17 protein-coding genes and 2 pseudogenes are annotated in these 18,384 nt (G+C 43.6%); 16 read left to right on the top strand and 3 right to left on the bottom strand.

The annotated features are described in order from the left end of the window. Window positions 1-91: 91 nt before the first annotated feature. Window positions 92-666: pseudogene (locus V7K42_RS16575) on the bottom strand (helix-turn-helix domain-containing protein); the annotation flags it as partial. Between the two features lie 455 nt (window positions 667-1,121). On the opposite strand from V7K42_RS16575, the gene V7K42_RS16570 reads away from it, so the two are divergent. Beyond that, on the top strand, window positions 1,122-1,331 hold the full coding sequence (locus tag V7K42_RS16570) for a hypothetical protein (RefSeq protein WP_334917901.1): 210 nt from the start codon (window positions 1,122-1,124) through the stop codon (window positions 1,329-1,331). A gap of 152 nt (window positions 1,332-1,483) precedes the next feature. On the opposite strand, the gene V7K42_RS16565 is transcribed toward V7K42_RS16570, so the two are convergent. Beyond that, window positions 1,484-1,618 carry a hypothetical protein gene (locus tag V7K42_RS16565; protein ID WP_334917899.1) on the bottom strand — a complete coding sequence of 45 codons (135 nt, stop codon included), beginning with the start codon at window positions 1,616-1,618 and terminating at the stop codon, window positions 1,484-1,486. Window positions 1,619-1,837: 219 nt separating this feature from the next. On the opposite strand from V7K42_RS16565, the gene V7K42_RS16560 reads away from it, so the two are divergent. From V7K42_RS16560 to nrtS, 14 genes and pseudogenes are all read left to right on the top strand, one after another. Continuing rightward, window positions 1,838-7,819 (top strand): AAA family ATPase, encoded by a 5,982-nt coding sequence (locus tag V7K42_RS16560; protein WP_334917897.1) that lies wholly within the window; start codon window positions 1,838-1,840, stop codon window positions 7,817-7,819. After that, the gene (locus tag V7K42_RS16555) at window positions 7,816-8,472 is read left to right on the top strand and encodes a response regulator transcription factor (protein ID WP_334917895.1); all 657 of its coding nucleotides are present in this window, start codon (window positions 7,816-7,818) and stop codon (window positions 8,470-8,472) included. Before V7K42_RS16560 ends, V7K42_RS16555 begins: the two co-directional genes overlap by 4 nt. Window positions 8,473-8,589: 117 nt before the next feature. Next, window positions 8,590-9,228: a DsbA family protein gene (locus V7K42_RS16550; protein ID WP_334917894.1), complete on the top strand. Its 639-nt coding sequence runs from the start codon at window positions 8,590-8,592 to the stop codon at window positions 9,226-9,228. A 373-nt stretch (window positions 9,229-9,601) separates the two neighbouring features. Further along, window positions 9,602-10,540 carry an NAD-dependent epimerase/dehydratase family protein gene (locus tag V7K42_RS16545; protein WP_334917892.1) on the top strand — a complete coding sequence of 313 codons (939 nt, stop codon included), beginning with the start codon at window positions 9,602-9,604 and terminating at the stop codon, window positions 10,538-10,540. Between the two features lie 20 nt (window positions 10,541-10,560). Then, window positions 10,561-10,968 (top strand): hypothetical protein, encoded by a 408-nt coding sequence (locus V7K42_RS16540; protein WP_334917890.1) that lies wholly within the window; start codon window positions 10,561-10,563, stop codon window positions 10,966-10,968. 65 nt (window positions 10,969-11,033) lie between these two features. After that, the gene (locus V7K42_RS16535) at window positions 11,034-11,681 is read left to right on the top strand and encodes a nitroreductase (RefSeq protein WP_334917888.1); all 648 of its coding nucleotides are present in this window, start codon (window positions 11,034-11,036) and stop codon (window positions 11,679-11,681) included. 114 nt (window positions 11,682-11,795) lie between these two features. Beyond that, entirely contained in the window at window positions 11,796-12,323 is a 528-nt protein-coding gene (locus V7K42_RS16530; RefSeq protein ID WP_334917886.1) for a universal stress protein, read from the top strand. A gap of 128 nt (window positions 12,324-12,451) precedes the next feature. Continuing rightward, entirely contained in the window at window positions 12,452-12,733 is a 282-nt protein-coding gene (locus V7K42_RS16525) for a hexameric tyrosine-coordinated heme protein (protein WP_190935788.1), read from the top strand. 256 nt (window positions 12,734-12,989) lie between these two features. Beyond that, complete coding sequence (locus tag V7K42_RS16520) at window positions 12,990-13,697, top strand: alpha/beta fold hydrolase (RefSeq protein ID WP_334917884.1); 708 nt, start codon at window positions 12,990-12,992, stop codon at window positions 13,695-13,697. 136 nt (window positions 13,698-13,833) lie between these two features. Then, window positions 13,834-14,565, top strand: a complete 732-nt coding sequence (locus V7K42_RS16515) for an alternative oxidase (protein WP_334917882.1) — start codon at window positions 13,834-13,836, stop codon at window positions 14,563-14,565. Window positions 14,566-14,913: 348 nt separating this feature from the next. After that, window positions 14,914-15,192 carry a hypothetical protein gene (locus tag V7K42_RS16510; protein ID WP_334917880.1) on the top strand — a complete coding sequence of 93 codons (279 nt, stop codon included), beginning with the start codon at window positions 14,914-14,916 and terminating at the stop codon, window positions 15,190-15,192. A gap of 157 nt (window positions 15,193-15,349) precedes the next feature. After that, a complete protein-coding gene (locus V7K42_RS28965) occupies window positions 15,350-15,523 on the top strand; it encodes a hypothetical protein (protein ID WP_442938581.1) in 174 nt (57 codons plus the stop codon). A gap of 85 nt (window positions 15,524-15,608) precedes the next feature. After that, a pseudogene (locus V7K42_RS16505) lies at window positions 15,609-17,300 on the top strand (GMC family oxidoreductase); the annotation flags it as partial. Between the two features lie 146 nt (window positions 17,301-17,446). Beyond that, window positions 17,447-17,677 carry a nitrate/nitrite transporter NrtS gene (gene nrtS / locus V7K42_RS16500; protein WP_334917878.1) on the top strand — a complete coding sequence of 77 codons (231 nt, stop codon included), beginning with the start codon at window positions 17,447-17,449 and terminating at the stop codon, window positions 17,675-17,677. Between the two features lie 105 nt (window positions 17,678-17,782). Here nrtS and V7K42_RS16495 read toward each other — a convergent pair whose 3' ends face one another. Further along, window positions 17,783-18,064: a hypothetical protein gene (locus V7K42_RS16495; protein ID WP_334917877.1), complete on the bottom strand. Its 282-nt coding sequence runs from the start codon at window positions 18,062-18,064 to the stop codon at window positions 17,783-17,785. Between V7K42_RS16495 and V7K42_RS16490 the strand changes: the two genes are divergently transcribed. Continuing rightward, the gene (locus V7K42_RS16490; protein ID WP_334917875.1) at window positions 18,064-18,237 is read left to right on the top strand and encodes a hypothetical protein; all 174 of its coding nucleotides are present in this window, start codon (window positions 18,064-18,066) and stop codon (window positions 18,235-18,237) included. The two genes, V7K42_RS16495 and V7K42_RS16490, sit on opposite strands and share 1 nt — an antisense overlap. The last annotated feature ends 147 nt before the right edge of the window (window positions 18,238-18,384 follow it).

Here is an 18,384-nt window from a genome sequence, read left to right as displayed (position 1 = left end):
TTTTTTCGTACAGACTAGCTAATTTAGAATGATTGCGTTTAGGGGCTATAGTCTAGCCCCATAAAGGCTTTGAACGTTTTCGGAGATGTCTAATTAGCAGTACTCTCAACTTTCCTGTTTCGATTTCCTCTCGGTGATCTGCCAGCAATGTCTCAATCTCTTTTTTTTTGCTGCAACAGCATCAAGGTCGGCTTTGGGATTCAGCTTTGTGGTTTTCTTCCAACTGATGTCAGCGGCATCAAATAAGTTGTAGTAACTTTGTTTTGAATCATAAACTACGTCGGACTCAAAAGCTAATTTGTACTCCAGTTCACCCAGTTCCCAGCAGTTCTTGGTTTGCAGCCAACTCAACACTTCTTTTCGCTGTTCAGCACTCAGGTAGCTTTTTCTGCCTTTGTAGTTCAAGCACAGTCCATTAATTCCATCCTGATCATAGGCTTGTTTCCAGCCTGTTATCGAGCCTAAAGACACATCTAGAATAGCTTGGATTTCTTCGTACAAGTAATCTTGGTAAATCAATTTAACTGCCAAAGCTTTTCTTGCTTCACGGGCATCACGACAAGCTGCTATGAAATCTTGTAACTCAGCGTTAGCGAAGCTCGCCGAAGGCATCGCAGTTGCCACTCCTCCAGGTAGTATTGCCGATTGTAGATGCTGGTTTATCATTGTCTGCTCTTACACTTGTCAACTCATCCGTATTATCTCGTAATCTTTTTCAAAAATCAAATAGGATTACTATATGAATAATTGAGTTGCAAAACTGGGAGGCACGGAATAGCCGATAATTGACCCCGCCGTAGCAGTTTCGTAGTGGTTGGAGTTGATTTCGACCGTTGTCAGTGGTTCGGGAGCGATCGCCTGAGCTTGGGTGGCGATGAACCCGTCGAGTCCTGCTTGAGCTATGGTTTGTTCTCAGCGATTTTGTAAGTTTGGGCGGACTGATGGTTGATGATTGCGTTTACCCAAGTTTCAGAGGCTCTCTTGTCCCCAGTGGGTGTAATGCCGAGTGAAGCCGCGATTCTTTTGAGGCAGGGGAGGGTGTAGCGAGAGAGGGCTTGCTGTGTGTAGGTTGGATGGGTCATCTAAGCAAATACAATTGAACCAAAAAAAGAGGTGGAATTATGGCTAAACCACCTTCTAGAGGCAAAAAAGCCACCTCTGCTGTATCCATTGACTCAGAAACACCAGCTAGCTCTACTGAAAATATTTTTAATCAAGAAGACCCAGCCTTCGCAACAATTACAGTTAGTGCTGTTGAAGTTCCTGAATTAACAGAGGAGGAACAGAGCGATAAGCCTGACGGCATGGCTACGCTTACCGCTTGCACCTAGAGAGAAAAGTAGAGAGGGCATTTTTTGAGGCGGGAAAGGCATTGGCCCAGTTGCGCGATCGCAGGTTATACAGATCCACTCATCGCACATTTGAGGAGTATTGTCGTGATAGATTTGGATACACCCATCGCCGAGTCAATTATGTGAACTACCTACACCGCCTGAATACAGGTTAGTGTAGGCTTCTGGCGTTTTAATACTACCAGAACTTCCTCCAAGGTACTATTAGAGTTAATCAGCGATCGCATTACACGAGTGTATTCCGATTCACTGGAGGAGACAGTCAAAAATCTGTTGCATTCGTTGGGGAAGCTGAATCGACCTTATCTTACTGGTGTGGAAGATAAATTGTTGAATGTTTTGGAGATTGAAAGTAGACTTTAGCTACCAAATTATTATTTCATCAAACTCTTTATAGATAGGAGGAAGGGGTAAGTAATCGTTCTAACAAGGAGAATTACTGTATAGTTTGAGTTATGCCAGATCATACTCTCAAGAGTTGCTCTATGATTGCTCTACTTGGTATCGCCATCCAAGACAAGATATACGAAAGTTCTAATTCTCTAGTTTATCGGGGCATCAGAGACGATGGAGTAGGGATAATTGTAAAAATGCTAAAGCTTGATTATCCCTCTCCCCAAGAACTAACCCGCTACAGACAGGAATATAAAATTACCCGTTCCCTCAACTTGGAGGGAGTGGTGAAGGCATACAGCCAGCAGGACTATCAACGGACTCTGGTGATTATCTTAGAAGATTTTGGGGGAGAGTCCCTAGAGCAATGGATGCACAAGCGCCCAGATATATTCTGCCCCATGCCTTTATCCACTTTTCTAGGTCTTGCGATCGCCCTGAGCGATATTCTAGGCAAAATCCATGCAGCTAATATCATTCATAAAGATATCAACCCTGGAAACATAGTCCTCAATCTGGATACTGGCGTTGTCAAAATTATTGACTTTGGGATTGCCACCCAATTTAACCGCACGAATCCGACTTTTAAAAGTCTTCATGTGTTAGAAGGAACCCTTGCCTACCTATCTCCAGAGCAAACAGGACGCATGAATCGTTTGCTCGATTACCGCACGGATTTTTACTCCCTTGGTGTGACGTTCTACGAACTGCTAACCGGACATCTGCCGTTTGAAACAACGGACATCCTTGAGCTAGTCCATTGTCATATTGCTAAACAGCCTGTTAGTCCTCACGAACTAAATGCAGCGATTCCCAGAGCAGTTTCAGATATCGTTTTGAAATTGATGGCGAAAAACGCAGAGGATCGTTATCAGAGTGCTTGGGGTATCAAAGCAGATTTAGAAACAGGTTTATGCCAGTTCGCAGAAACAGGTCAAATTGACGGCATTCAACTGGGTCTTCAAGACGTTTGCGATCAGTTTCAAATTCCCCAAAAATTGTATGGACGCGAAGCCGAGATTGAAGCATTATTAGCAGCGTTTGACAGAGTAGCAGAAACGGGGAATGAACAATTAAGAGTGAAGAATCAAGAAAATTCTCAATTTAAAGTCGAGATGATGTTGGTATCGGGCTACGCTGGGGTCGGCAAATCAGCATTAGTGCAGGAACTCTACAAGCCCATCACTGCAAAACGCGGCTATTTTGTTTCGGGTAAGTTTGATCAATTTGGGCGCAATATTCCCTACAGCGCGATCGCCTATGCCCTACAAAAATTGGTGCAGCAATTGCTCAGTGAACCAAATGACAAAGTGCAACAGTGGCGATCGCAACTGTTAACAGCTTTGGGAAACAATGCACAAATCATCATTGATATCATCCCAGAAGTTGAATTAATTATTGGTAAGCAGTCGCCTGTACCAGAAGTGGGAGCAACTGAAGCTCAAAATCGCTTTCATCGAATTTTTGGGCAGTTTGTGCGGGTGTTTTGTTCAGAGTCACATCCCCTGGTGATCTTCTTAGATGATTTGCAGTGGATAGACTCAGCAACGCTGAAGTTAATTGAGTTGATGCTCCTCGATGAGCAAACCCAATCACTATTTTTTATTGGAGCCTATCGAGATAATGAAGTAAATCCAACGCATCCATTAGCATTGATGCTAGAGAGACTACGAAAAAAAGGGGCAGTGCTTCAGGAGATGATACTGACACCATTAACGCTTGAACCGTTGAGTCAGTTGATTGTCGAGACAATACATCGAAATGCAGATATTGTTCATCCCCTGGCTGAGTTAGTGTTGCATAAAACTGAGGGTAATCCCTTTTTTGTCAACGAATTTTTGAGAATGCTGTATAGCGAAAATTTATTGACTTTTGACCCTCGAAGTCAAGAGGGGTGGCAGTGGAATATTGCTCAGATTCAAGCCCAAGATATCACCGATAATGTTGTGGAGTTGATGCTTCACAAGTTAAAGAAACTACCCGAAGTCACACAGCAAATTCTCCGTTTAGCCGCTTGTATTGGGGCTGAATTTAATTTAGATACTTTATCGATTGTTTGTGAGAAAACTGCGAAAGGGGTTTTCTTGGAATTAGTGGCAGCTATACAAGATGGATTAATTCAACCTCTCTCTGAATTAGATCAGGACTTTTTAGTTCAAGAATATAAGTTTTTGCATGATCGCGTGCAGCAAGCAGCTTATGCGCTAATCGATGAGTCACAAAAACAAGTTGTTCATCTACAAATCGGTCGCAATTTACTAGAACGAACTTTGCTAGAACGGCTATCAGATCGACTGTTTGAAATTGTCGATCATTTGAATCATGGAATTGAGCTTGTTACAGAGCAACCAGAAAGAAATGAAATTGCTCGATTAAATTTAATCGCAGGTCAGAAAGCAAAAGCGGCGATCGCTTATAGTGTAGCAAAAAAATATTTAGCGACAGGACGAGCATGGCTAGCAGTTTCAAGCTGGCAAACAAACTATGATTTTACTTTAGAAATACACTCGGAAACTACAGAAGTTTCATTCCTATGTGGCGATTTTGCAGATGTAGAATCCTGGATGGCGATCGTTTTACAATCAGCTAAAACGGTTCTCGACAGCGTAAAAGTTTACGAAGTCAAAATTCAGACATATATCGCGCAAGAGCAGCTATTGGAAGCGATCAACACTGGATTGCAAGTTTTACTGCAACTGGGGATCAGTTTTCCCAAAACGCACAGCCAGTCCGATATTCAGCTTGAACTAGACACAATCACATCACTTCTTAAGGAAAAGCGGAACGAGGATTTGGTTCATTCGCCGAAAATAGCTGAACCGGGCAAGTTGGCGGCGATGCGAATCTTATCAAGTATCATGATTGCTGCCCATCTTGCTGCCCCGGATATGCTGCCATTGTTTGCATCAAAACAGGTCAGTTTGTCAATCCAATATAGCAATGCGTTGGTGTCTCCCTTTACGTATGCCTTGTATGGATTCATTCTTTGTAGGACGGTGGGAGACATAGAGTCTGGCTATGAGTTTGGGCAGTTAGCCTTAAAGCAATTGTCACGACCTGATACCCAAGCACTCAAAGCCAAAACATTGTTGAGCGTGAATATTTTCATAATTCACTGGAAAAAGCATTTTAGAGAAACATTGCAACCATTACTAGAAGGCTATCAAAGTGGATTGGAAACAGGAGACTCAGAGTTTGCTGCCTACTGTGCTGAAGTTTACTGCTTGCAATGTGTCTTTGTAGGTAAGGAACTCGTGGAGCTTGAACGCGAGATAAGAATGTACAGCCAAGTAATCCGTCAACTTAAACAGCAAGCAGCACTGACTTGGACTCAGATGCATCATCAGGTTGTCTTAAATTTGATGGAACGCTCGGTCAATCCTATCTGTCTAGTTGGCGAAGCCTACGATGAGGAGAATAGACTGCGACAAAATGAAAAAGAAAATAATGGCACCTCAATCTTTTTCGTACATTTCTACCAACTTTTCCTATGCTATTTATTTTATGAGCATTTCCAGGCAGTCAAAAACTCAATCATAGCGGCAGGGTATGTGAGCTACGTAGCATCGTCACCTCCTGTTCCTCTGTACTATTTCTATAGCTCTCTAGCAAAACTCGCAACCTATCTTGAAAGCGACACTCAAGGGCAGTCAGAAATTCTTAAAGAAGTTGCAGTTAACCAGGAGACAATGCAGTTATGGGCACATTATGCACCCATGAATCATTTGCATAAATACCGCCTAGTCGAGGCAGAGAAAGCACGAGTTTTGGGTCAGTTGCTTGAAGCAGAAGAGTTCTACGAGCAAGCTATTGAAGGATCTAAAGAAAATGAATATGTACAAGAAGAAGCATTAGCCTATGAATTAGCAGCAAAATTCTACCTATCCCGTGGGAGGGAAAAGATTGCCCGAACCTATATGAAAGAAGCTCACTACTGCTATGAACGTTGGGGAGCAACGGCGAAGGTCAAGGATTTAGAAACTCGGTATCCGCAGCTATTTCCTCCATCATCGAACATGGCTCATACGCCAATACCAAAAACTTCTGTCAGCACCTCCAATAGCTCAGATATCGCTTTCGATTTAGCGGCAGTGATGAAAGCTTCCCTTGCTATTTCTAGTGAAATTGAACTGGAGCAGTTGCTTCGTTCCTTGATGAAGATATTAATCGAGAATGCTGGCGCACAAACCGGATTTTTACTTTTGGAAAACTCAGGAGAATGGGTAATTGAAGCTTCTAGTCAACTAAATGATGTGGCTGGCAAAAATATTTATTATACACAAGTACTGCAATCTATTTCAACGATAAATTACCTGCCTGAATCAATTACTAATTATGTAATTCGGACTCATGAACCTGTGATATTAAATGATACAACTCGTGAGGGTAATTTTATTAATGATCCATATTTTAAACACAACCAAACTCAATCACTTCTGTGTTTACCACTGCTGAATCAAAGTAAACTCGTCGGAGTGTTGTATTTGGAAAATCAATTAGCATCTGGGGTATTTACACCGGAGCGAATGCAAGTTTTGCATCTGTTATCAACCCAAGCAGCCACTGCAATTGAAAATGCCAAACTCTACTCTAAACTACGGAAGAGCGAAAGTCAGATGGCTCAATTCCTGGAAGCAGTGCCGGTAGCAATTGGAGTTGTAGATACACTCGGTCGCCCTTGCTACGCTAATCAACAGGCAATTCAACTATTAGGCAAAGGGATTATTCCTGGTGCGACACCAGAGCAACTTGCAGAAATTTATCAACTTTATCTAGCGAGAACAGAGCAACCATATCCCATTGAGAACTTGCCAGTGATGCGGGCGTTGAAAGGCGATCGCACCAGAATTGACGATTTAGAAATTCGCCAAAACAATGCAACCATTCCCGTAGAAGGGTGGGGAACTCCAATATTTGATGAACAGGGCAATGTGATTTATGCAATCTCAGCTTTTCAAGACATCACCGAACGCAAACAAGCAGAGCAATTGCTAGCAAATTATAATCGTACCTTAGAACAACAGGTAGCAGAACGAACAGCAGCTTTACAGAAAAGCGAAGCAGAACTGCGCGAGCGAGAACAGGAATTAAGATTGATTACCGACGCTCTCCCCGCTTGTATTTGTTATATAGATAGAGATCGGCGCTATCGATTTGCCAACCAAACTTATGAGGAATGGTTTAGGCGTAGTCGAGATGAAATTGTGGGTAAGCAGGTTCGTGAAGTCATGAGCGAGGCAAGTTATCAAATTATTGAACCGTACATGAATCGAGCGCTAGCAGGGGAGATTATAACCTATGAGGCAGAAGTCTCTTTTCCGTTGGGCAAAAAGTATATTGCTGTCACCTCCATCCCCGATTTCGATCTTAATGCTCAAGTGAGAGGATATTATGGTCTGATTACAGATATTAGCGAACAGCGAAACGCTGCACTGCTTGAACGCAAACGCGCCGAAGAAGCATCAATTTTAGAAGAACGCAACCGTATGGCGCGAGAGATACATGATACATTAGCGCAAGCTTTTACTAGTATCATAGTTCACTTAGATGCCGCCTCACAGAGAATCACGCTCGATCCAGATGCTGCCCAGTCACACCTAAAAACGGGGCGTATCTTGGCACGTTCCGGGCTTGCAGATGCCCGTCGCTCAGTAGAAGCACTCCGCCCGCAAATATTAGAAGAAGGTGATTTGCATAGCGCACTCAATCGCCTCGCGACTCAGATGTTTTCTCATACCTCAGTGCAGGTTGGCTGCGAAGTGATTGGTGAACTATATACTTTGCCGAAAGAGGTGGAAATGAATCTGCTTCGCATCGGACAAGAAGCATTAACCAATGCTTTTAAGTATGCAAATGCCAGCGAAATCCGCCTTGAGTTGCGCTATGAGCCATCGCAGTTCATCTTACAAATAAAAGACAATGGGCAAGGTTTTGAAAGCAGTAGTTTGTGGGTCGGTCGGGGCTTTGGGTTACTGGGAATCACCGAACGCGCTGAACGGATTAGGGCAGGATTGACGATTTACAGCCAGCTTGGACAAGGGACAGAAATCGTAGTGAGGTTACAAATGCTATGACGCACCCGCACGTCTCATTCTCTACACCAGGCTCCTATATTATCCGCGTCTTGATTAGCGACGATCATCCGTTTATGCGAGAAGGTCTAGCAGCCGTAATTGACTATAAACCTGATATGACCGTTGTTGGGCTTGCCTGCAACGGGCGCGAAGCAGTAGAATTGTTCCGCCAACATCAACCTGATGTAACGCTGATGGATTTGCGGATGCCTGAGCTAAGTGGGGTTGAAGCGATCGCTACCATTTGCGCTGAGTTTGCCGACGCTCGGATCGTTGTCCTGACAACCTACGACGGGGATGAAGACATCTATCGGGGACTGCGATCGGGTGCAAAGGGCTATGTCTTAAAGGATGCAGAACCGGATGAACTACTGACAGCAATTCGGGTAGTTCACAACGGTCAAAAGTACATTCCCCCTGCTGTGGGTGCAAAATTGGCAGAGCGGATAGGTAGCCCAGAACTGAGCGAGCGGGAATTGGAGGTGCTACGTTTTATGGCAAGGGGCAAGAGTAACTTAGAGATAAGCACTGCTTTGTCAATTGCTGAGGGAACAGTCAAATTCCATGTCAAAAATATTCTGAGTAAGTTGGGAGTGGGCGATCGTACTCAAGCAATGATTGTTGCTCTCAAGCGTGGCATTATTACACTTTAAAATATTTAGCCCTAAAGTTATCACCTGCTCTTGAGGATAGGTTGTTTCTAGTCCTAAGAGTTAGGCGATCGCCATTGTTAGGGGTAGTGCAAAGACTCCTCGCAGAGGATGCGACAAATGGGGATAAATTCACCTATTTTGAGAATAAAGAAACAACATTCAATTTATTACTCTTATTTTAAGCGTTTTCATCGCAACGATACTATCTATAGACCGCATGAAAAAACGATGAGCCAGACAAGCGATGGTGACGGGCTGCTCATACCAATTTCAGAACACGATAACATTCAAGGAACAATAGATGCACAAATCGTTTTAATTGAATACGGTGACTATCAATGTCTTTCCTGTGGTGAGGTTCATAAAATGATTAAAGAGATTCAGCAACAGATCAAATTATGCTTTGTATTCCGTCATTTCCCGCGCATACACATTCATTTTCAAGCACAAAAGGCAGCAGAAGCGGCAGAAGCCGCCGCCGTGCAAAATAAGTTTTGGCAAATGCACAATCTCTTATTTGAGAATCAATATGCTCTTAACAATGGACATCTTCTAGAGTATGCCAATGAGATACAGCTTGATATCAATCGATTCCTTCAGGACATGACAGGTCATGTTCATGCCGAGCGGGTTTCTCAGAACATTCAAGGCGGTATACAAAGCGGTGTCAGTAATACGCCAGCTTTATTTATTAACGGAGTTCGCTATAGGGACGCTTGGGATACAGAGAGATTACTCGCAGCGATTCTCGACTAGAGGCGGGAGCAATGCTCTAACAGTGAGATGGGTAAGCAGGGGAGGCAGGGGAGGCAGGGGAAGAGAAAGAAATAAGTGTAGAAGCAGTCTGTTTCGGTAGTAAAAAATACTAAAAATGCCTCTTTACTCCCCCTGCTCCCCCTGCCTCAAGAGCCTATTTCACGAGGATCTCACTTTTTCGCGTTGCTCCCACTAGAGGCTACGCCAACACGTAGCTTATACCAATTCTGTATCCTTTAACACGGCTGAACTTAAACGTGCTACTGCGCGGGTTTATTGGTGAAATGCCGATCGCTATTTCAAGGAGAGAAACTCATATTCTCACAACTAGCGATTCTCAAATACTTCACAGGTTTCAACAGGAGGTTCACAAATGAAGATTTTTGTTGCAGGCGCAACGGGAGCAATCGGTCGTCCCTTAATCGCGCAACTGCTAGCGCAAGGACATGAAGTAGTTGCGTTAACACGTTCTTCAGAAAAGGCACAAACTTTAGCTGAACAAGGCGTAGAATTAGCGCTCGCAGATGTGTTCGATGCAGATGCTGTTAAAGCTGCCATCACCCGCACTCAGCCGGAAGTGGTGATTGAACAACTCACTTCCCTGCCCAAAACCTATACTAACGAGTCAATGAGTGCAGCATCAGCCCTGAACACTCGCATCCGTCGAGAAGGGGGTGCCAATGTGCTGGCGGCAGCAGAAGCGGCTGGCGTGCGCCGTTATCTGAGGCAGTCAATCGCATTTTGGGCGATTCCCGGCGCAGGCTTGGCAGACGAAGAAACGCCACTAGCTTTTGATGCCTCGCCTGCGGTTGCAGCAGATGCTCACATAGTCACTGAGATCGAGCGTCGCTTACTTGAAACGCCCAACCTAGAAGGAATTGCTCTGCGTTATGGCTTCCTTTACGGGCCCGGTACCTGGTTTGCCCCTGATGGCGATGTTGCCCAACAGGTGCGACAGCAACAGTTCCCAATCGTTGGGAATGGGGAAGGCGTATGGTCGTGGGTTCATATTGAAGATACAGCGATCGCTACAGTTGCAGCAGCAGAGCGAGGCAATCCTGGCATTTACCTGATTACAGACGATCAACCCTTAGCGGTGCGCCAGTGGCTTTCTGCTTATGCCCAATGGCTCAATGCTCCACCACCAATGCAAGTATCGGTTGAGGATGCTCTGCTTCTTAGTGGTGCGGATGCTGTTTATTATGGTACTCAGATGCGAGGCGCATCGAATGCTAAGGCAAAACGCGAATTAAATTTTCAGCCTCGACCCTTGGAATGGATGGTTAACAGCACCGTGGCTCATGCCAGTTAAAAATTTAGAGGAGAAGAGAGATGAAAATTGCTCAATATGGAACAGCGATCGTGGTCATCCATGCGATCGCACATGGACTGCATGGTTTAGCACATGTGGAAATTCCAGTTCCCCTCTCAATACTTCAGAGTTTATTTGTGGGTATTGTGATTTATGCGATTCCCATCATTGCAGTCGTTTTACTTTGGACACAGTTTTACCGCATTGGTAGCTGGCTCTTGCTCTTTTCAATGGCAGCATCAATCCTTTTTGGAATCTACAATCATTTGATCGTGATTAGTTCGGATCATGTGTCTCAAGTTTCCTTTGCAGGTTGGGGATTGCTATTCCAAATCACAGCCATTCTGACATTAATTGTGGATGCATTTGGCTCTTGGATTGGCATCTGGGCATTGAAAACGATTCAGGAACCAGAAAAAGTTATATAAATTGTTTCGATCGTTTTAACCCCAATTGAGCATTGACATTTATTTCTCATAGAGGTTGATAAAATATGTTTGATCTTGACCAAACTATTAAAGACCGACACTCAACACGCAAATTCTTATCTCAACCAGTGCCACGGGCTTTGCTCGATGAAGCCCTCACTCTAGCGCAGCTCGCGCCGTCGAATTCAAACATCCAGCCGTGGCAATTGGTGTTTGCCCAAGGCGATCGCCGCGATCGCTTGCAAGAAGCTTTGCTAAACCAAGCCAAGCAGCAGCCTAACGTCTCTCCACTGCCTTCCGCCTTCCAGCATTACCGCCAGGAACTGGGAGCGCAAGTCTACGGGGCGATGGGGATTACTCGTGACGATAAAGCGAACAGACAGTTGGCCGTTCTGCGTAATTACGAATTTTTTGGCGCACCAATGGTTGCTATTGTCTGTATGCACCAAGATTTGGGCGTTGCCGATGCTTTAAGTGTGGGGATGTATTTACAAACCCTGGTGTTAAGCTTAACAGCTCGTGGCATTGGCACTTGCGTAGAGGTTTCGCTAGCGGATTATCCCGAAATCATCCGCCACGAGTTAAACATTCCACCGGAATTATTAATCATTTGTGGTTTAGCTGTTGGCTATTCCGATCCTGATTTTCCTGCTAATCATCTGCATATAAGCCGTGAGTCCATTGAGAAAAACGTCTCGTTTCAGGGCGATTGACAAAAGGCTGGATTTTTTCTACTAGACGCTAAACACAAGTCCAAAAGAGTATCTGCGTTCCGACTGCCGTTAATGGTTTAAAAATTCTTTGATTTGTTTGATTCAGGAGATTTTATGTTTAGCAAGATTCTAGCTGCAATAGATCGTTCCCCAAATGGTAATGCTGTTTTTGATGAAGCGCTTACTCTAGCAAAGGCGATCAAAGGAAGCCTGATGCTGTTGCATATCTTATCTAGTGAAGAAAAAGATAGCCCTCAAACACCTACACTGCTTACTCTTGAATACCACCCATTGAATGGAGAACTTCTAGAGGATTATTGGAAGCAGTGGCAAACTTACGAAGAAGAAGGTTTCAAGTTATTGCGATCGTATACAGAGTCAGCAACCAATGCAGGGGTGAGTACTGAATTCACCCAAAATTCTGGCAATCCCAGCCGGAATATCTGTGAACTTGCTCAAACTTGGGGCGCTGATTTAATTGTAATAGGTCGTCGAGGACATTCTGGTTTGAATGAGTTGATTTTAGACAGCGTGAGTAATTATGTGTTTCACCATGCTCCTTGTTCCGTGCATGTTGTTTATGCTCCAGTTCCTCTTAAATCTAAAGTACCCGTAGTCAATAAAGCTCAAGTAGTTCATTAAGAATGAACTGTGAATATCTTTGTTGCTAGTAATGCAAAAGTTAGATTCATAAACTTCAAGCTTTGCCTTAGTTGTTGCCGTGGAATCAAAATTGTTCTCAAGTAAACATTAATTTAGGAAATTTTGACATGGATAATGTAATAGCCCCGACCAATTCACCTGTTGTAAGACCACCCGAAGTTACATTGGTTCCTAATAACTCACTATTAACTGAGACACCAGAAGAAGGACGACAATTGGCAGTCAAAATGTCACGGTTAATTATTAAATTGACTCAGCCGGATGAAGAAAAACGCAATCAACTGCGAGATGTTTATGGCAATGATGCCATGATGCTGATTGCAGTTGGACAGACGGTTGCAACAGAGTTCGCTACGATCGCAGCTGCTAATAACTACTGGCGAAAGTAATATCTCGAAAGCTTTCTTGATTGAGATTTCACGGGCGATAGACAAGCGGTTATGGTTTCTAGAAGCGGATCTGCAAACTTCATTTCAAAACAAAGATCGTGCAGACCAAAGCGAGGAGTGATTGATGAAGAATAACTTATTTACACGTCGAAGATTATTGAATGTGGGAATTTTCATAGGTTTAGGTTTTATTACTACCCCACTGATTGCACTTGCAAAACCTCAGAAGTATTCACATAAAACGAAGGAGACTAAAATGGCTGCTAATAATATCGTACTGGTGCATGGAGCGTTTGCTGACGGTTCAAGTTGGAGCAAGGTGATCCCACTACTGCAAGACAAAGGCTTTCGCGTTACGGCAGTGCAGATTCCGCTCACCTCCCTTGCAAACGACGTTGCTGTAGTAGAGCAGGTTCTTGCAGCTCAGACAGCTCCGACAATTCTCGTTGGTCATTCCTATGGAGGTGCAGTCATTACAGTTGCTGGAACCAATGCACCAAATGTTATTGGATTGGTGTACATTGCAGCTTATGCACCCGATACTGGAGAAAGCCTCAGCGACTTAAATGGGCGTTTCCCCGCCCCATCTGGTTCTTCTCATGTCCGTCCTGTTTATAATAATCAGTTCCTTCAAGTTGATCCTGATACTTTTCAAGAGGCATTTGCTCAGGATGTTGACGCTGTTCAAGCACGTGTGATGGCAGCTGTACAGAAGCCGATCGCAATCAAGAATTTTGACGATAAAGTGACCAAACCAGCTTGGAAGTCCAAGCGATCGTGGTATCAAGTATCTGATAACGATCGCATGATTTCACCAGAACTAGAGCGTTTTATGGCGAAGCGTATCGGGGCAACGGTCATTTCATTACCATCAAGCCATGCCTCAATGGTTTCACATTCTACGGAAGTAGCAAATCTGATTATTGAAGCAGCAAAGGTAGAAGCCTCAAGTAAAGTTCATTAACCTTAATTATTTATACGATGGTTAAGCGATCGCTAACCTTTATGGGCGTTGGGTTGACGCATTAAACCAAACCTACGTCTATCGGATCTCGGAATCGGCAAATCAGGAAAGTGTTCTGATTTTAGAGGAATTCACCATGAAAGTTTTGATTCAAGCGATCGTCAGTTTTTTCGTATTCATTGTAGATATCGTCTACGGAAATCGTTCTTACCCTCGGTTTTATGTCCTGGAAACGATCGCTCGCGTTCCTTATTTCTCTTATCTCTCGGTACTACATCTTTACGAGACGCTGGGTTACTGGCGCAAAGCTGACTTATTGAAAGTTCATTTCGCCGAAACCTGGAACGAATTACATCATCTGTTAATTATGGAATCAATGGGTGGCGATCGCTACTGGATTGATCGCTTCATCGCTCAACATATTGCAGTGGCGTACTATTGGGTGGTTGTCCTAATCTATATGCTGTTTCCCAAGTATGCCTACTACCTAATGGAACTGATTGAAAATCATGCCTACCATACCTATGACGACTACTTGAAAGCCCATGAAACAGAACTGAAAGCTCAAAGAGCGCCCAAAGTCGCAATTAACTACTACCGCGATGGCGATCTTTATATGTTTGAAGAAACCCAGTTTACATCAGATCATAAATTTCGCCGCCCGAAAGTGGATAATCTCTACGATGTATTCGTGAATATTCGGGATGATGAATGCGAACACGTCAAAACAATGGAAGCACTTCAGCTACCAGAAGCGCGACAAACTTTCAAAAGTCCCCATACAGTTTTTGAAGCGATCGCAGCGATCGCCGGCGAAGCTTCTCTCCAAGACGCTACGCGAACGTCCATTACAGATAAACCAGACTGATCTCTGTTCCCCGTCTTCATGACTGAATTTAATTTTGTCCGACTATAGCAATCCGATTTGATTTCTGAATCACTCGTAGAGGTAAGGGACTGGGGATTGGGGACTGGGGACTGGGGACTGGGGACTGGGAAGAAGGAATAAAGGTGTACTGAGTTTTGTTCAAAAATCAAATATGAGTCCTATATTTAATCGCCTCGATTTGCTTGAACATGCGTATCTAGCTGGGTAACAACTATGGTGAAAAGCCTTGTCTGCTCAAATGTAAAGAAATAATTCACCAACAGCACCAGCAAATGAATAGAAAACTGAATGAAACTCAAAACGCTTAACTTGTAAGGAGAAATTTGGATGAAACTATCAACAACCTGGATAACAAGTATTAGTTTGCTTATCGGCGCTTCTGCTGTAGGAATCGCTGCATTTTCTCAAGTTAACTTCAAAGCTGCGGCTACTGCATCAAATATTCCACCAGCATTAACTAAACTTAGCGACAAATCTTATCTACTCACTTGGACAGATAATTCTGCGGTATATGTCTCTTGCTATCCCACAGTTAAACCCAGAATGAAACCTGCACCAATTAAGCAAACACCAAATAGGTATGTGATTACCTGTAAAAATAAATAAATTGTGAGCAAAAAATGAAACTTTCCTATCGCGGTCTTAGTTACGAATATAACTCAAGAGAAGCAGCTAAAAGAGGAACACGACCATTTGCACCTGTTGATTATCAAGGTTCTGTAACCTAACTTATCGTGGGCAAACCTATCGTGTTGACCCAAATATCGAGGCTGCGGAAGTTTCTACACCACGAGTAGCTTATCAATTAATTTATCGGGGAGTCACCTATTTTGTGGAGAAAACGCATACAGGAGAAGTTTATACAACATTATCTCAACCTTTTAACGCTCTAAAAGTTAGAAAATTTTTCATCAATATTTTGGGATGGCAAAAATAATCATGAAAAATGTTTTTTAAAATTTTTGTCGTACTAGCAATCTTATTTACCGAAAAACAGCAAAGTACAGGAGAATTTCATGACTCAATATGACTACATTGTGATTGGTGCAGGTTCGGCAGGCTGTGTAATTGCCAATCGTTTGACAGAAGACCCTGATACAACTGTGTTATTACTCGAAGCAGGTAATCCAGATACAAAACCAGAGATTCAGATTCCGTTAAAATGCACAAATTTACCAGGCACTGAAGTAGACTGGGGCTATTTCTCGGAACCAGAACCATACTTAAATAACCGCAAAATCTTCTGTCCCCGTGGCAAAGTCTTGGGGGGTAGCAGTTCGATTAATTTCTTAATGTATATCCGAGGTAATCCTCACGATTATGACCACTGGCAGGAATTAGGTAATCCCGGTTGGAGTTACCAAGATGTGTTGCCCTATTTCAAGAAATCTGAAAACCAGCAACGCGGTGCCTCTAAATACCACGCTGTTGATGGCGAGTTGAGTGTCACCGATTTCATTTCCCCTACTGCAATCTCCCAGCGATTTGTAGACGCTGCGGTGGCACTCGGATATGACCACAATCCTGATTTCAATGGAATGCAGCAGTCAGGAGCGGGATTTTTTCAGTTGACAGTCAAGGATGGGAAAAGACACAGTGCTGCTGCGGCATTTCTAGTACCCATTTTCCAGCGTCCCAATTTAACAACAATAACAGGCGCGTTGGTAACTCGATTATTGTTTGAGGGCACCCGCACTGTTGGGGTGGAATATCTACACGAGAGAACGCTGCACCAAACCAGGGTCAACTCCGAAGTGATTTTAAGTGCGGGCGCGTTCGATTCGCCCAAACTGCTAATGCTGTCGGGTATTGGGGATGCAGAACAATTACAAGCCTTGGGGATTGAACTCGTAGCTAATCTGCCAGGGGTTGGTCAAAACCTCCAAGACCACGTTGTTGTTCCCTAGCGTGGCAAAACTAGCTAGAGCAAAAACTTAAACCTAGTAAATTCGTTATTATTGAAAATTTTGGTTTACCTATTTACGCCTATTTCAATCATTAAAAATCTACTCTAGCAAGTTTTACCGCTCTAGGTTGTTCCTGTGTCATACGAGGCAACTGGGGATTTGCATACTGCAATTACTAGTAATGGCATCGCTGAATCTGGATTGTTTTTACATAGCGAGGGTAATCTAGACATTGCACCAGATTTAGAACTGATCTTCGGCCCCATTCTGTTCGCACCTCCTGGCTATGCTCACTCTAGTTTGGGATTTACAGGTCTAGTCACTTTGACTCACCCCCAAAATATTGGCAGTGTCAAGTTGCAATCGCTTGACCCCAAAGACACACCGATCATTCAGATGAACTATCTGCAAAGTCAATCTGATGTCCAAAAGCTCATTGAGGGAGTTAAATTAATCCGCAAATTGTTTCATACAAGTACCTTTGATGAGTTTCGAGGCAAAGAAGTCGCGCCGGGTGCCGATGTGACTAGCGATGCAGCACTCGAAGCCTACATCCGGGAAACCTGCGGTACGGTGTATCATCCAGTTGGCACCTGCAAAATGGGCACTGACTCAATGGCAGTTGTAGACCCCGAATTACGAGTGCGTGGGGTTGAGGGGTTGCGTGTCGTTGACGCATCCATTATGCCCACGCTAACTACAGGGCATACGAACGCGCCCACCATTATGATCGGCGAAAAAGCAGCCGATTTAATTAAAGTGAAAGGTCGCGTTTCACAGCGAGTATCGGCGGCAATTACAAGCTAACACCGCACGCCTCAAGATGCGGTGGCTGTCTGGAGCCAGCCACCAAAAATTTAGGTGAAAAATCAAAGATCGCAGTGATTGAGCAGCACATTAACCTTTTGGAATCAGCGTCTCTTCTACCTTATGAATATTAGGAACATACAAGGATGAAGACGATCAATCAGTTCTATGCAGCTTGGACTGACCCCTCATTGAAGCCAACTGCAATTCGTGTTGCCTTAGTCGTTGGAACAATCCTATTTATTCTGAATCATGGGGCAGCTGTTCTAGAGGGAAAAATGAACCGCAATCGTTGGCTTGCTGGACTTGTAACCTATCTTGTTCCTTACACAGTCAGCATTCATGGACAGCATGTTGCTCGGTCAAAACAGCGCTAATTTTAGAGCCTGTGAATCAGTTGTAGATTCACTCAAATTCAAGCAATAGCAAAATAGCAGATCGCTCAGCAAAATACGACTCACAAAACTTTTTACCTTGCGTATTCACATCGTTTGCCCATTGGCGATCGCATTTAACTTCATTTGGTCTAACACCAGAATTTTACCGCCTCGCTGGTAAGTGACACTTACTTGAATCTGCTTGAATAGTCGGACACATTCTTCATAGGTAATCCCGATGCTGCGAGCAATCAGGTAGTAGGGCAAACGCGATCGCAACTGTAATCCATATTCCGTTACATCTGTTCCTTCAGCGATCGTAGCCGCCTGTATAAATTGCGCCAACCGCACGATATCCAATGGTCGGCGGTACATTATTAAAAGCATTGTCGATCTACTTAGAGAATGCGTGGACACCTGCAACTGAGCAGACATGGAGCGAGGCTTATACAGTTGTGACTCAACTAATGTTGAGCGGTGCAGATTATCCAGTCGAGATTCTGACTCCTGCTATTGAGCAAGATGCCAAGCTGCTAGGGGAAACGCATCTTATTTCCTAATAAAAACTGAGAGAGATTTCAAAATGACATAGATAATTGGTAAGTGTTCAGGAAATGATAAATAAAATGAATGAAGTATTTCTGAAAAATATGAGTTAGCTTATCTGAGGTTGAATGATTATTTATTGATACTAAAATAACTCAAGA

The organism is Nostoc sp., from assembly GCF_036917455.1.
Classification (GTDB): domain Bacteria; phylum Cyanobacteriota; class Cyanobacteriia; order Cyanobacteriales; family Nostocaceae; genus Nostoc.
The sequence above is the reverse complement of the archived record's forward strand: the minus strand, read 5'-3'. Positions and strand labels throughout refer to the sequence as shown.

Bases quoted from the DNA above. Each gene is read 5' to 3' on its own strand.
- V7K42_RS16570 (WP_334917901.1), top strand. From the start codon at position 1,122: ATGGCTAAACCACCTTCTAGAGGCAAAAAAGCCACCTCTGCTGTATCC.
- V7K42_RS16560 (WP_334917897.1), top strand. From the start codon at position 1,838: ATGATTGCTCTACTTGGTATCGCCATCCAAGACAAGATATACGAAAGT.
- V7K42_RS16555 (WP_334917895.1), top strand. From the start codon at position 7,816: ATGACGCACCCGCACGTCTCATTCTCTACACCAGGCTCCTATATTATC.
- V7K42_RS16550 (WP_334917894.1), top strand. From the start codon at position 8,590: ATGGGGATAAATTCACCTATTTTGAGAATAAAGAAACAACATTCAATT.
- V7K42_RS16545 (WP_334917892.1), top strand. From the start codon at position 9,602: ATGAAGATTTTTGTTGCAGGCGCAACGGGAGCAATCGGTCGTCCCTTA.
- V7K42_RS16540 (WP_334917890.1), top strand. From the start codon at position 10,561: ATGAAAATTGCTCAATATGGAACAGCGATCGTGGTCATCCATGCGATC.
- V7K42_RS16535 (WP_334917888.1), top strand. From the start codon at position 11,034: ATGTTTGATCTTGACCAAACTATTAAAGACCGACACTCAACACGCAAA.
- V7K42_RS16530 (WP_334917886.1), top strand. From the start codon at position 11,796: ATGTTTAGCAAGATTCTAGCTGCAATAGATCGTTCCCCAAATGGTAAT.
- V7K42_RS16525 (WP_190935788.1), top strand. From the start codon at position 12,452: ATGGATAATGTAATAGCCCCGACCAATTCACCTGTTGTAAGACCACCC.
- V7K42_RS16520 (WP_334917884.1), top strand. From the start codon at position 12,990: ATGGCTGCTAATAATATCGTACTGGTGCATGGAGCGTTTGCTGACGGT.
- V7K42_RS16515 (WP_334917882.1), top strand. From the start codon at position 13,834: ATGAAAGTTTTGATTCAAGCGATCGTCAGTTTTTTCGTATTCATTGTA.
- V7K42_RS16510 (WP_334917880.1), top strand. From the start codon at position 14,914: ATGAAACTATCAACAACCTGGATAACAAGTATTAGTTTGCTTATCGGC.
- nrtS (WP_334917878.1), top strand. From the start codon at position 17,447: ATGAAGACGATCAATCAGTTCTATGCAGCTTGGACTGACCCCTCATTG.
- V7K42_RS16495 (WP_334917877.1), bottom strand. From the start codon at position 18,064: ATGCTTTTAATAATGTACCGCCGACCATTGGATATCGTGCGGTTGGCG.